This is a genomic window from Stenotrophomonas sp. TWI700, assembly GCF_039673645.1.
GTDB lineage: Bacteria > Pseudomonadota > Gammaproteobacteria > Xanthomonadales > Xanthomonadaceae > Stenotrophomonas > Stenotrophomonas maltophilia_AA.
This window is the reverse complement of sequence record NZ_JBDJMB010000003.1, coordinates 121,264-133,600: the sequence shown is the minus strand read 5'-3', so window position 1 is coordinate 133,600 and position 12,337 is coordinate 121,264. Positions and strand designations below refer to the sequence as shown.

Sequence of the window (12,337 nt, the reverse complement as noted above, 5' to 3'; positions counted from 1 at the left end):
CCCCTGCCCTGACCGCCTGGCCCCCGGGCCGGGCGGGGTGATGCTAGATTGCACACCTGCGGGTCCGCCATGGGCGTCGGGAAACGTCCATGGCCGTCGGTCGGCCTGACCGCATCAGGCCCTACGTATCGTCGTCTTCAAAGGGGAGTTGGATGTCGCACGTCAAGACTCATGGCCCGGCGCGCCTGTTCGCGCCGATGATCCTGCTGATCGCCCTGTCCGCCTGCTCGGGCAAGGACGACACCGCACCGGCCACGCCCGCGGCACCGGCGGCCCCTACTGCTGCCCCGGCCGCACCGGCGGTGTCGGCCAAGGTCCAGTCGCTGGGCACGGAGGAACTGCGGGAGCTGGCCAGCAAGGCGCTGCGCGAGAACCGCATGTATGCCCCGGCCGGCGACAACGCCATCGAGTATTACCTGGCACTGCGCGACAAGACCCCGGATGACGCCTCGGTCAAGAGCGCGCTGACCGATCTGCTGCCCTACACCCTGATCGCCGCCGAGCAGAACCTGGGCCGCGAGGACTTCGCCGAGACCCAGCGCCTGGTCGCGCTGATCGAAAAGGTCGACCCGACCGCCCCGGCGCTGCCGCGCCTGAAGCAGGGCATCAGCGGCAGCATGCAGACCGCGCTCAAGCGTACCCAGGAAGAGACCGACAAGGTCAAGAAGGACGCCGAGACCCGCGCCAAGCAGTTGGTGGAACAGCAGAAACTGGCCCAGCAGCAGGCCACGGAAGCCGAAGCAGCGAAGAAGATCGCAGCGCAGCAGGAAGCCGCCCGCATCGACAGCCAGGACACCGAGCGCCAGGCCGCCGCCCGCCGCGAGGCCGAACAGCGCCAGCAGCAGGCCGCCGCCGCCCAGGCCGCCGCCGCCCGCCAGGCCCCGGCTGCCGCCGCGCCGGCCTCGACCCTGCGCCCGGTCAGTACCCCGGCGCCGCGCTACCCGGCCGACGCCCTGCGTTCGGGCACTGCCGGCGAAGTGCTGGTCGAACTGACGGTGGGCACGGACGGCTCGGTGACCGCCGCCCGCGTGCTGCGCGCCACCCCGGCCCGCGTGTTCGACCGCGAAGCACTCAACGCGGTCAAACGCTGGAAGTTCGAACCGGTCGGCGCCCCGGTCACGACCCGCCGCACGCTTGCGTTCGCGCCTGAAGGCGGCTGATCGCAACGCACGGTTTGGATGACGAAAGGCCCGGAGCGATCCGGGCCTTCTTTTATGGGGACGGAGGTAGTTAATAACAGGGACGGAGGTAGTTAAGCGCACTTCCCTTACCGCGTTCCGCGCCACCGACCTAGCGCGTTTTGATGCGCGGTTCTGCAGAGTGATGTCTCGCCATCCCGGTTGCGACCATGCCCCGCTCCCCTCGTCTGGTTCTGCCTGGCATTCCCCTCCATGTCATCCAGCGTGGCGTCAATCGCGCTGCGCTGTTCATCGACGACGATGATCGGAACCACTACCTGCGTCTGTTGCGCTCTGCCTGCCGAAGACATGGCGTCCTGATCCACGCCTTCGTACTGATGGGCAACCACGTGCATCTCCTGGTATCGCCGATGGTGGCCGAAGGGCTGGCTTCAGCGATGCGGAGGTGCGGGCAGAACTACGTCCAGTACTTCAACAAGCGACATGTTCGGAGCGGAACGCTGCTGCAGGGCCGCTTCAAGTCGTGCCTGGTGGATTCCGATGGCTACCTGCTGATGGTCCATCGCTACATAGAATTGAATCCGGTGCGGGCCGCGCTGGTGGCTCTCCCCGAGAGCTATCGATGGTCCAGCGCTCGGGCGTACCTGGGGCTTGAGTACAACCCGATGCTGACACCCCACGCCGGCTACACCGCCCTCGGCGCTACACCGAAAGCCCGCGCAGCCGCTTACAGCCAATGGCTGCAGGCCGGCATCCAACCGCAGGAAAGAGAGCGGATCGTCGCCTACATCGCGCAGGAGCGCGCGTTGGGCAGCCCGCGCTTCCAGGACATGGTGGGGCGGGCATTGCAAAGGTCCGTGGTGTGCAGGCCTGCGGGAAGACCCGTCAAGCAACAGGGCGACTAGCCGGACATGCGCCAGCGTCGCGAACGCAAAGGAATCGACGGCCACCAGATTAACCACCTCCGTCCCTGTTATTAACTGTCCCTGTTATTAACTACCTCCGTCCCCGTTATGAAGAAGGGCTCCTCGCGGAGCCCTTCGTGCATCAACCCGAGATCGCCAACCGTTCCTGATGGTAGCGACGCACGGCGGCGTACCAGAACAGGGCCGCCAAGCCGAAGCCTGCACCGAGGTAGACCGCCCACATCTGCGGGCTGATCGCTTCGTGGCGGATGATCTTGAGCAGCATCTGGTTCTGCGCAAGGAACGGCACCGCGAACTGCCAGAGCTCACTCTTGATCGGGTACACCATCAGCGCGTAGCCCGGCAGCATCGGCAGCAGCATCAGCCAGGTCATGTGGCTCTGGGCTTCCTTCATGCTCTTGGCCGCCGCCGACAGGAAGGTCAGCAGCGAGGTGCCGATGAACAGCATCGGCAGCATGATCAGCAGCATCTGCAGCATCGGCAGGAAGCCCATGTTGAGCTGGCGACCCACTCCACCGGAGGAGAGCTGCGCGCTGATCTTGAAGGCCGCCAGGGTCAGCAGCAACGACGCCACACCGACCGCGCAGGCCGCGGCGATCTTGCCGCTGACGATCGCGCTGCGCGGTGCCGGCGTCGCCAGCAGCGGCTCCAGCGATTGCCGCTCGCGCTCGCCCGCGGTGGTGTCCATCACCAGATACGCGCCGCCCAGGAACGAGGTGATGGTCAACAGGATCGGCAACAGCACCGACAGCATCATCCCGCGCTTGGCTTCAGCCGTCGCCAGATCCTGCGCGGCGACATCCAGCGGTCGCGCGACCTGCGGATCGATCCCGCGTGCCAGCAGACGCAGCGCACCGACCTGCTGGCTGTAGCCGCCCAGCGCCGCCTCCAGCCGGCTGCTGGGAATATCGGCAGCGCGCCGGGTACTGTCCTTGATGATCTCGACCAGCGCCGGACGGCCCTCGCTCCAGTCCTTTCCGAACGCCGGACTGATCCGCAGCGCCACATCGATGCGCTGGCTGCGGATCGCATCCGTCAGGTCCTTCGGCGCCTCGGTCGCATTGAGACCCTGCGCGGCCAGGAATCGCACCAGGTTGGGCGCGTGTTCGCCGCCGATCATCGGGATGTCCAGCGGCTGCTCGATCTGTGTCTTCACCCGGCTTTCGGCGAGCTTGCTCATGCCCAGGATCAGCACCGGGTACAGCAACGGCCCCAACAGCAGCGTCAGCGCGAGCGTGCGGCGGTCACGCGAGAGATCGCGCAGTTCCTTGCGCATCACGGTCAACAGCGTAGCGAACGAACTCATGCGTGCAATCCTTCTTCGGTACCGATCGCCTTGACGAAGGCATCTTCCAGGTTGCTTTCCCCGGTCTGTGCGCGCAGCTCTTCGGCGCTGCCGGCCGCCATCACCGTGCCCTGCGCGATGATCACCACGTGGTCGCACAGCGCGGCCACCTCCTGCATGATGTGGCTGGAGAAGATCACGCAGCGGCCCTCGTCGCGCAGTCCGCGCAGGAAGCCGCGCAGCGCGCGCGTGGTCATCACGTCCAGGCCGTTGGTCGGCTCATCGAGGATGACGTTGCGCGGATCGTGCACCAGCGCGCGGGCGATCGCGGTCTTGGTGCGCTGTCCCTGCGAGAACCCTTCGGTCTGGCGGTCGAGGATGTCCTCCATCTCCAGCGCCGCCGAGAGTACCTTGGTGCGCTCGCGGATCCGCGCGGCACTCAGGCCGTGCAGCTGGCCGAAATAGGCGATGTTCTCGCGCGCGGTGAGGCGCTTGTAGACGCCGCGCGCGTCCGGCAGCACCGCCAGCTGGCGACGCACCGCGACCGGGTCCACCGCCGCGTCGATGCCATCGACCACGACGCGGCCCTCGTCGGGCTTCATCAGCGTGTACAGCATGCGCATGGTGGTGGTCTTGCCGGCGCCGTTGGGGCCGAGCAGGCCGGTGATGCGCCCGTTGTCGGCCTGGAAGCCGACGTTCTGGACGGCATGGATCACGCCGGTCTTGGTCTTGAACGCTTTGTGCAGATGCTCGGCGACGATCATGCGCGCACCTCCCCGGTGCGGTACGAAGTACGGTTCATGGGGCCCATCCGTTGAACGAGGTGAAGGCGGGCACCGGGCTGAGGGTGTCCAGGCAGGTGGCGTCGAGTGATTTCGCGTCAGCGGTTTCGATGAACTGGCCGAGGATGCGCGGCATGCAGCCGGCATTGATGGTGCCGTGACCCTGTCCCTTGGCGAGCAGGTGGCGACCCTGGGGCAGCTGCTTGAGCACCTGCTCGGCGTAGCGCGGCGGCGTGACCGGATCGAACTGGCCCGACAACAACAGCACCGGCAGCGTCGAGGCGAACGGCGCGGTGAAATCCTTCGGCCGCGAACCGGCATTCCAGGCCGGGCAGGCCGCGAAGAACATGCGCGCGACTTCCGGGCCCAGCACGCGATCGCCCGCGTCGCCTTCCTTGTAGCGATCGGCATCTTCGGCGCACAGCACCGACCACTGCATGCCACGGTTCATCTGCACGCCCAGCGTGCGGCTGGCCATCTTGCTCAGCGACATCAACGGTGCATAGCGGCCCTGCGCGGCTTCATCCAGCGTGACCGGCAGCAGCGACGACAGCTCCGGCATGTACGAGAACATGAAGGCCAGTCCGGTAACCGAATCGGCGGTCAATACATCGCGTTCGGCCTGGCCGGTGCCGGGATTGCGGTAGTCGACCTCGACCGGTGCCTTGGCCAGTGCGGCCATCACGTTGCGCAGCTGGCTGCGGGTATCGACCGGGAAGCGCTTGGCGCAGATCGGATCCCGGCGGCACTGTGCCGATTGCAGGGTGATCGCATCTTCGAAAGTCGTGGCGAAATCACCGCCGACCACCAGGTCGTTCGGCACCACGCCATCGATCACCACCGTGCGCGTGTGCTGCGGATAGCGCGCGGCGTACTGCTGTGCCACGCGGGTGCCGTAGGAACCACCGACGAGGTTGACCTTGTCCACGCCCAGCGCCTTGCGCACCGTATCCAGATCACCGATGGCCTCGGTGGTGGTGTAGAAGCGGGTGTCCGCGCGCCCGGTCAGCGACTGCGCGCAGCGGCGGGCGTAGTCTTCGATGAGCGCGGCGCTCGGTGCCGCGTTCTCGTCCAGCGGCAGCTCCTTGCCCTGTGCATCCAGGCAGGTGAGCGGGTTGGACTTGCCGGTGCCGCGCTGATCGATCAGGAAGATGTCGCGCTGCTTGCGCACGTCCCGAAGCGCCATGTTGACCGGGGCGGCGACCTCCGTCGCGGCCTGGCCCGGGCCACCGGCCAGGAAGAAGACCGGGTCGGCCTTGCCCGCGCCGTCATTGCCGGCGTCCAGCCAGGCGATGTTCAAGCCGATCCTGCGACCGTCCGGTGCCGCCGGGTTCTCCGGCACCTGCAGCGTGGCGCACTGCGCCTCGACATTCGCGCTGGCCTGCGCGCTGGTCAGGGTGCAGGGCTGGAACGCGAGCGTGCCGTACAGGCGCTGGGCGGCCGCGGTGCCGGATGCAGCGTCGGGTACCGGCGCGCAGCCGGCACACAGGGCGGCGACCAGCGCGACGGCCAGCCTCAGGTGGTGTGTAGACATCTTCCGTACTTCCCCTTGTTGAAGATCATGTCACCCCGACGCACGGGCGTGGGCGATGTGACTCAACTTACACGGCTGCCCCGGTGCCGGGGAAGGCCGCGGGGGCCAGCGCGCTGATGGTGCGGTCACGGCCCTCGGCCTTGGCCCGGTAAAGCGCCGCATCGGCCTCGCCGAGCAGGCGCGCCAGGTCGCCCGTTCCCTGGTCGATGGCCAGGCCGATGCTGGCCGTCACCCGTACCAGAAGACCGTCGATCCGGGCGGGCGACTCCCGCAGTGCCTGGCGCAGGCGATCGGCGCACTGGCGTGCCTGGTGCGGGTCTGCCCCGGGCAGCAGCAGGACGAACTCTTCACCGCCATAGCGGCCCAGCAGGTGCTCGCGATCGGCCACGCACGCGGCCAGGACGTCGGCGACGTGGCGCAGCACCGCATCGCCGGCCAGATGCCCCCAGCGGTCATTGATCTGCTTGAAGTGATCCACGTCCAGCAGCAGCAGCGCCAGCGGCCTCGGCGGGCGGCGGCTGAGCTGCAGCAGCGTGGCACCGTCGGCGAGCACCGCGCCCCGGTTGAGCAGGCCGGTCAGCACGTCGGTGCGCGCCAGCCGCTGCAGGTCGACCAGCATGCGCTCCACCAGCAGCAGCACCAGCGCGAAGCACCGGGCCAGTTCCAGGATCAGCCCGACCAGATAGGTCGCGAACACCGGCGCCCCGGCGCGCAGGATGTCGTCGCCCGCATCGGGCGCCACCGGCAGGAACAGACGGACCAGGTACAGCACGGCCTGCGCGGCAAATACCGCAGCCGCCAGCCGGCAGCTGATGCGCTGCGCCGGCGGTGCATGCCGCAGCAGCAACCCCGCCATCCAGCCGTTGAGCAACACCGCGAACACGCTGAACACATCCAGCCGGATGACCAGGCTGGGATGGACGACGAGGAAGAACGCGATCGCCCCGAGGTAGGTGGCCGCCAATGCCAGGGGCTGCCACGCCGGCAGCCGACGGCCAAGATGGCGCGCCACGCCATACAGCATCAGGACGCCGGACAGCGCTACGGCAACGTTGCCGGCCAGGATGCCCGCCACCTGGGGCAGATGGGGCCGCAGCGCGACCAGGGTCAGGCTGACCGACAGCATCCACAGGCTGGCCGTCCACAGCCGCAGGGCCGGTTGCCGCCGCAGCACCAGCAGCAGCAGCGAGAAGCCCATGGCGATGCCCAGGCACAGCAGGAAGCCGAGCACGGCAATGGTGGGGAAATCCAGGGGCATCGTGTCAGCCAGGCGGAAGCGGCGCGCGGCGCATCTTACCGCCGCCCGCACCCCTACGCTGCTGGCGGCCATGCCGGATGGCAGGGCCGCCAGGCACGGTTACTTGCTGCTGACGTACTTCTCGCGCCGCACCTGCGGCGTGGGCAGGCCGGCCGCTTTCAGCACCTCGAAGGTGGCATCGACCATGTCCGGGTTGCCGCACAGGTAGGCGATGTCGGTCGCCGGGTCCGGGACGAATTCGGCCAGATGCTGCTGCACGTAGCCGTGGCGCACGTCCGGATGCGGGTTTTCCGGTAATTCGCGGGACAGACACGGCACATAGCGGAAGCCCGGATGGGCAGCCGCGAAGGCGTAGAAGTCCTCGCTGTAGAGCAGTTCGGTCGGCGTGCGGGCGCCCTGCAGCAGGACCACCTCCACGCCGCGCCCGGCCATGGCGGTGGCCAGCAGCGGCAGCATGGAGCGGTACGGGGTGACCCCGGTGCCGGTGGCGATCAGCAGGTAGCGGGCATTGTGGTCGCCCGGCTGCAGGCAGAACCGGCCGAACGGGCCGCTGGCGCTGACGTGGCCGCCGATATCCAGGCCCTCGAACAGGGCCGTGGCGGCGCCGCCGGGGACGAAACTGACCGCGATATCGACCGCTTCGCCCGCGCCGAGGGCGTGGTTGTGAATGGTGGCCAGCGAGTAACTGCGCTTGGTGGCGGTGCCGTCGGCGTACTCGAAATGGACCTGGATGAACTGGCCGGGCTGGAAATCCAGCGGCTGGCCGTCATCACGCAGGAACTGGTAATGGCCGACGGTCGGCGCCAGCATGCGCCGGTCGACCAGTTTGAGGGGGAATTGGGCAGGCACGACTTTTCGGGACAGTGTGTAGCCGGGGCAAGCCCTCGGGGTCTTCTATAATAGCCCCTCCCCGCCCCTATCCAGCGCCAGCCCATAGGCGCGAAGGCAAGAGCTTGGCTTCCCAGAACACTCCCGCGCCCACCGCCGTGCCCGCCCTGCGGGTGCGCGACCTCCGCAAAACCTACGACAACGGCACCCAGGCGCTGAAGGGCGTCTCGCTGGACGTGGCCCCGGGCGACTTCTTCGCCCTGCTGGGCCCCAACGGCGCCGGCAAGTCGACCCTGATCGGCATCATCAGCTCGCTGGTGAACCTCAGCGAGGGCCAGGTCGAGGTCTTCGGCAGCGACCTGGTGCGCAACCGCAGCGCCACCATGCGCCTGATCGGCCTGGTCCCGCAGGAAATCAACTTCAACCTGTTCGAAAAGCCCTTCGACATCCTGGTCAACTACGCCGGCTTCTATGGCGTGGCCCGTGCCGAGGCCGAGAAGATGGCCGAAGAAGAGCTCAAGCGCGCCCACCTGTGGGAGAAGGCGCAGGTGATGAGCCGCACCCTGTCCGGCGGCATGAAGCGCCGGCTGATGATCGCCCGCGCGATGATGACCCGGCCGCGCCTGCTGATCCTGGACGAACCGACCGCCGGCGTGGACATCGAGATCCGCCGCGACATGTGGCGCGTGCTCAAGGAGATCAACGCCGCCGGCACCACGATCATCCTGACCACGCATTACCTGGAAGAAGCCGAGCACCTGTGCCGGAACCTGGCCATCATCAACCACGGCCAGATCGTCACCCAGGGCCCGATGCGCGAACTGCTGGCCAAGCTGGACGTGGAAGGCTTCCTGTTCGACATCGACGGCAGCCTGCCGGCCCAGCTGCCGGAGATCGAGGGCGCGATCCTGATCGCCACCGACAGCCACACGCTGGACGTGGACATGCCGCGCGCGATGGACCTCAACCGGGTGTTTGAAGCCTTGAACGCCGCGGGCATCCGCGTGCGTTCGATGCGCACCAAGAGCAACCGCCTGGAGGAGCTGTTCGTGCGCCTCACCGGCAACCAGGAGAACATGGCATGAGCAGCACCCCGACCCCGGTCCTGACCGACGGCCAGCGCAACCGCATCGCCCTGATGACCATCGTGCGCCGCGAAGTGGCGCGCATCCTGCGCATCTGGGGCCAGACGCTGGTGCCGCCGGCGATCACCATGACCCTGTACTTCCTGATCTTCGGCGGCCTGATCGGTTCGCGCGTGGGCGAGATGGGCGGCTACAGCTACATGCAGTTCATCGTGCCGGGCCTGGTGATGATGAGCGTGATCCAGAACAGCTACGGCAACATCAGCTCCTCGTTCTTCGGCGCCAAGTTCGGCCGCCACGTCGAAGAGCTGCTGGTCAGCCCGATGCCGAACTGGGTGATCCTGTGGGGCTATGTGTCCGGTGCTGTGCTGCGCGGCCTGATGGTCGGCGTGATCGTGCTGATCATCGCCATGTTCTTCACCCCGGTGCGCATCCCGCATCCGCTGGTGACGCTGACCACGGTGCTGCTGGGCGCGACGATCTTCTCGCTGGCCGGCTTCATCAACGCGGTATACGCCAAGAAGTTCGACGACGTGGCGATCGTGCCGACCTTCATCCTGACCCCGCTGACCTACCTGGGCGGCGTGTTCTATTCGGTGAAGCTGCTGCCGACCTGGGCCGAAGCGGCCACGCACGCCAACCCGATCTTCTACATGGTCAACGCGTTCCGCTACGGCCTGCTGGGCACCAGCGACGTGCCGCTGTGGGTGGCGTATGCGCTGATGATCGGCTTCGTGGTGGCGCTCACCGCGCTGGCGCTGTGGCTGCTGAAGCGTGGCGTGGGGATGCGCAGCTGATGCGCATCCTGATCCTCGGCGCCGGCGGGACCGGCGGCTACTTCGGTGGTCGCCTGGCCCAGGCCGGCGTGGACGTCACCTTCCTCGTCCGCCCGGCGCGTGCAGCGCAGCTGGCGGGCGAAGGGCTGGTGATCCGCAGCCCGCTGGGCGATGCGACGTTCCCGGTCAAGCACGTCACCGCCGACGCGCTGCCCGCGCTGGCGACGGCCGAGCCGTTCGACCTGGTGATCCTGAGCTGCAAGGCCTACGACCTCGCCAGCTCCATCGAGGCGATCGCCCCGGCGGTCGGGCCGCGCACCACGGTGCTGCCGATCCTCAACGGGCTGCGGCATTACGCCGATCTCGACGCACGCTTTGGCCGCGACGCAGTGCTGGGCGGGCTGTGCTTCATCAGCGCGACCAAGGCCAGCGACGGCGCGGTGGTGCACCTGGCGCCGGCGGCCAAGCTGACCTTCGGCGAGCGCGACGGCACCGGCAGCAGCGCGCGCGTGCTGGCGCTGGCGGCGGCCTGCGTGCAGGCCGGTGTGGACCACGTCGCCACCGATGCGATCGGCCAGGAGCAGTGGATCAAGTACACCTTCCTGACCACGCTGGCGGCGGCGACCTGCCTGATGCGCGCCGATGTCGGCACGATCGTGGCGACCGATGACGGCGCGGCGATCGTGCGTGGCCTGTATGACGAGTGCGTGGCGGTGGCCGAGGCGGCCGGCGAGCCGATCCCGGGCAAGGCGCGCGAGATCGCGCTGGCCGCGACCACCCAGTCCGGCTCGGCGCTGAAGGCTTCGATGCTGCGCGATCTGGAGGCCGGCCAGCAGGTCGAGGCCGAGCACATCGTCGGCGACATGCTGGTACGGGCACGGGCGGCCGGCCAGGCCGCACCGCTGCTGGCCGTGGCCTATGCGCACCTGCAGGCCTACCAGCAGCAGCGCAAGGGCTGAGCGTGCCGACCGACACCGCACCGGCACGCGTGCTGGTGCTGGGCCTGGGCTACAGCGGGCGGCACCTGGCCGCCCTGCTGCACGCGCAGGGCATTGCCTGCAGCGGCACCGTGCGCGATCCCTCCACCGCACCGGACGATGGTGTGATCCGCCACCGGCTGGCCGAGGGATACCCCATCGATGCGGCGCTGGAGGAGGCGATCCGCAGCGCCGATGCGCTCCTGTGCAGCATTCCGCCCGATGCCGAGGGTGATCCTGCGCTACGCCTGCTCGGCGAAGCGCTGCAGGATGCGCCCGCGCTGCGCTGGCTGGGTTATTTCTCTTCGACCGCCGTCTACGCCGATCGTGATGGCGGCTGGATCAACCTGCACGCGGCGGCCGATGCCACCGACGACACCGCACTGAAGCGCCTGCGTGCCGAAGGCCAATGGCAGGCGTTCGCCCAGGCGCGCGGCATCGCCTCGGCGGTATTCCGGCTGCCCGCGCTGTACGGGCGGGGGCGCAACGCGCTGGTGCAGTTGGCGAAGGGCACGGCGCGGCAGGTCGTGCGGCCGGGCCAGGTGTTCAACCGGCTGCACGTCGAAGACCTCGCCACCGCAGCGCTGGCAGCGATGCATCGCTCGCAGGAAAACGCGCTGTATCTGCCGGCCGACGATGAACCCGCTCCCTCGCAGGACGTGCTGGCGTATGCAGCGGCACTGAGTGGCCTGTCGCTGCCCGCGGCGCAGGCCTGGGATGACCCGGCCCTGCCTGCCTCGCTGCGGCGCTTCTACAGCAGCAACAAGCGCATCGACAGTCGCGGCACGCGCGGGGCATTGCAGTGGCAGCCGCGGTTCCCGACCTACCGCGAAGGGCTGGCCGATGCGTGGGCCCATGGAGACGGACGGTAGCCCACGACCGTTGGTCGTGGGTGCCGCGCACCGACACGCGTACCGACCAACAGTCAGTACCTACCGGGTCTGCGGGAACCGGAAGAACGCGCGCGTGGCCGCCGTCGCATTGGCTGCCGTGGCTTCCACGTCCTCGCCACGATCGCGCGCCAGTTCCTCGACGATGTGCGAGAGGAACATCGGCTCGTTGCGGCGGTCGTTGGGCAACGGCTTGAGCGTGCGCGGCAGCAGGTACGGGGCGTCCGTCTCGATCATCAGCCGGTTGGCCGGGATGTGCTTGACCAGCTCGCGCAGGTGCGCGCCGCGGCGCTCATCGCACAACCAGCCGGTGATGCCGATGTACCAGTCCTGGTCCAGGTAGTCGAACAGCTCCTGGCGCTCGCCGGTGAAACAGTGCACCACGGCCGGGCCGAGCTTGCCGTCGAAGTTCTTCATCTGCGCCATGAAATCGGCATGCGCGTCGCGCTGGTGCAGGAACAGTGGCTTGCCGTTCTCCGCGGCCAGCTGCAGCTGGCGTTCGAAGGCACGGTGCTGCGCCGGACGCGGCGCGAAATCACGGAAGTAGTCCAGCCCGCACTCGCCCACGGCGACCACCTCGGCATGCGCATGCAGCGCGCGCATCTCCGCATCGCATTCGTCGGTGTATTCCACCGCATGGTGCGGGTGCACGCCAGCCGTCGCGTACAGGAAGCCGGGATGCTGCCGGGCCAGATCCAGCGCCATCGGCGAATGCTCGCGGCTGGCGCCGGTGATCACCATCTGCACCACCCCGGCCTCGCGCGCACGCGCCAGCACGGCGTCGCGGTCGCGATCGAAGGAGTCGTGGGTGAGGTTGGCGCCGATATCGATCAGTTGCATGGGGGGCTACAGGACGG

12 protein-coding genes are annotated in these 12,337 nt (G+C 68.3%); 6 read left to right on the top strand and 6 right to left on the bottom strand.

Annotated features, from left to right (window positions below; genetic code table 11):
- Nucleotides 1-152: 152 nt before the first annotated feature.
- Complete coding sequence (locus ABE473_RS04095) at nt 153-1,160, top strand: energy transducer TonB (RefSeq protein ID WP_346488601.1); 1,008 nt, start codon at nt 153-155, stop codon at nt 1,158-1,160.
- Between the two features lie 188 nt (nt 1,161-1,348).
- Nucleotides 1,349-2,044, top strand: coding sequence for a transposase (locus tag ABE473_RS04090; protein WP_346488600.1), 696 nt, complete (start codon nt 1,349-1,351; stop codon nt 2,042-2,044).
- 142 nt (nt 2,045-2,186) lie between these two features.
- Here ABE473_RS04090 and ABE473_RS04085 read toward each other — a convergent pair whose 3' ends face one another.
- From ABE473_RS04085 to ABE473_RS04065, 5 genes are all read right to left on the bottom strand, one after another.
- Complete coding sequence (locus tag ABE473_RS04085) at nt 2,187-3,371, bottom strand: ABC transporter permease (protein WP_346488599.1); 1,185 nt, start codon at nt 3,369-3,371, stop codon at nt 2,187-2,189.
- Nucleotides 3,368-4,114, bottom strand: a complete 747-nt coding sequence (locus tag ABE473_RS04080; RefSeq protein ID WP_346488598.1) for an ATP-binding cassette domain-containing protein — start codon at nt 4,112-4,114, stop codon at nt 3,368-3,370. The genes ABE473_RS04085 and ABE473_RS04080 overlap by 4 nt, the downstream gene beginning before the upstream one ends.
- Before the next feature lie 34 nt (nt 4,115-4,148).
- Nucleotides 4,149-5,666 (bottom strand): alpha/beta hydrolase, encoded by a 1,518-nt coding sequence (locus ABE473_RS04075; protein ID WP_346488597.1) that lies wholly within the window; start codon nt 5,664-5,666, stop codon nt 4,149-4,151.
- Nucleotides 5,667-5,733: 67 nt separating this feature from the next.
- Entirely contained in the window at nt 5,734-6,924 is a 1,191-nt protein-coding gene (locus ABE473_RS04070; RefSeq protein WP_346488596.1) for a GGDEF domain-containing protein, read from the bottom strand.
- A 99-nt stretch (nt 6,925-7,023) separates the two neighbouring features.
- Complete coding sequence (locus ABE473_RS04065) at nt 7,024-7,773, bottom strand: FAD-binding oxidoreductase (RefSeq protein ID WP_176987857.1); 750 nt, start codon at nt 7,771-7,773, stop codon at nt 7,024-7,026.
- Between the two features lie 104 nt (nt 7,774-7,877).
- Here ABE473_RS04065 and ABE473_RS04060 point away from each other — a divergent pair, with 104 nt between their 5' ends.
- From ABE473_RS04060 to ABE473_RS04045, 4 genes are read left to right on the top strand one after another with little or no spacing between them, the layout of a single operon-like run.
- A complete protein-coding gene (locus ABE473_RS04060; protein ID WP_346488595.1) occupies nt 7,878-8,837 on the top strand; it encodes an ABC transporter ATP-binding protein in 960 nt (319 codons plus the stop codon).
- The gene (locus ABE473_RS04055) at nt 8,834-9,634 is read left to right on the top strand and encodes an ABC transporter permease (protein ID WP_019185458.1); all 801 of its coding nucleotides are present in this window, start codon (nt 8,834-8,836) and stop codon (nt 9,632-9,634) included. The genes ABE473_RS04060 and ABE473_RS04055 overlap by 4 nt, the downstream gene beginning before the upstream one ends.
- Nucleotides 9,634-10,572 (top strand): 2-dehydropantoate 2-reductase, encoded by a 939-nt coding sequence (panE, locus tag ABE473_RS04050; protein WP_346488594.1) that lies wholly within the window; start codon nt 9,634-9,636, stop codon nt 10,570-10,572. The genes ABE473_RS04055 and panE overlap by 1 nt, the downstream gene beginning before the upstream one ends.
- A gap of 2 nt (nt 10,573-10,574) precedes the next feature.
- Nucleotides 10,575-11,462, top strand: a complete 888-nt coding sequence (locus ABE473_RS04045; RefSeq protein WP_346488593.1) for an epimerase — start codon at nt 10,575-10,577, stop codon at nt 11,460-11,462.
- 60 nt (nt 11,463-11,522) lie between these two features.
- Here the strand turns inward: ABE473_RS04045 and ABE473_RS04040 are convergent, their stop codons facing one another.
- Entirely contained in the window at nt 11,523-12,320 is a 798-nt protein-coding gene (locus tag ABE473_RS04040; RefSeq protein WP_346488592.1) for a TatD family hydrolase, read from the bottom strand.
- Between the last annotated feature and the right edge of the window lie 17 nt (nt 12,321-12,337).

Coding starts and splice junctions, on each gene's coding strand:
- ABE473_RS04095 (WP_346488601.1), top strand. CDS start 153: ATGTCGCACGTCAAGACTCATGGCCCGGCGCGCCTGTTCGCGCCGATG.
- ABE473_RS04090 (WP_346488600.1), top strand. CDS start 1,349: ATGCCCCGCTCCCCTCGTCTGGTTCTGCCTGGCATTCCCCTCCATGTC.
- ABE473_RS04085 (WP_346488599.1), bottom strand. CDS start 3,371: ATGAGTTCGTTCGCTACGCTGTTGACCGTGATGCGCAAGGAACTGCGC.
- ABE473_RS04080 (WP_346488598.1), bottom strand. CDS start 4,114: ATGATCGTCGCCGAGCATCTGCACAAAGCGTTCAAGACCAAGACCGGC.
- ABE473_RS04075 (WP_346488597.1), bottom strand. CDS start 5,666: ATGTCTACACACCACCTGAGGCTGGCCGTCGCGCTGGTCGCCGCCCTG.
- ABE473_RS04070 (WP_346488596.1), bottom strand. CDS start 6,924: ATGCCCCTGGATTTCCCCACCATTGCCGTGCTCGGCTTCCTGCTGTGC.
- ABE473_RS04055 (WP_019185458.1), top strand. CDS start 8,834: ATGAGCAGCACCCCGACCCCGGTCCTGACCGACGGCCAGCGCAACCGC.
- panE (WP_346488594.1), top strand. CDS start 9,634: ATGCGCATCCTGATCCTCGGCGCCGGCGGGACCGGCGGCTACTTCGGT.
- ABE473_RS04040 (WP_346488592.1), bottom strand. CDS start 12,320: ATGCAACTGATCGATATCGGCGCCAACCTCACCCACGACTCCTTCGAT.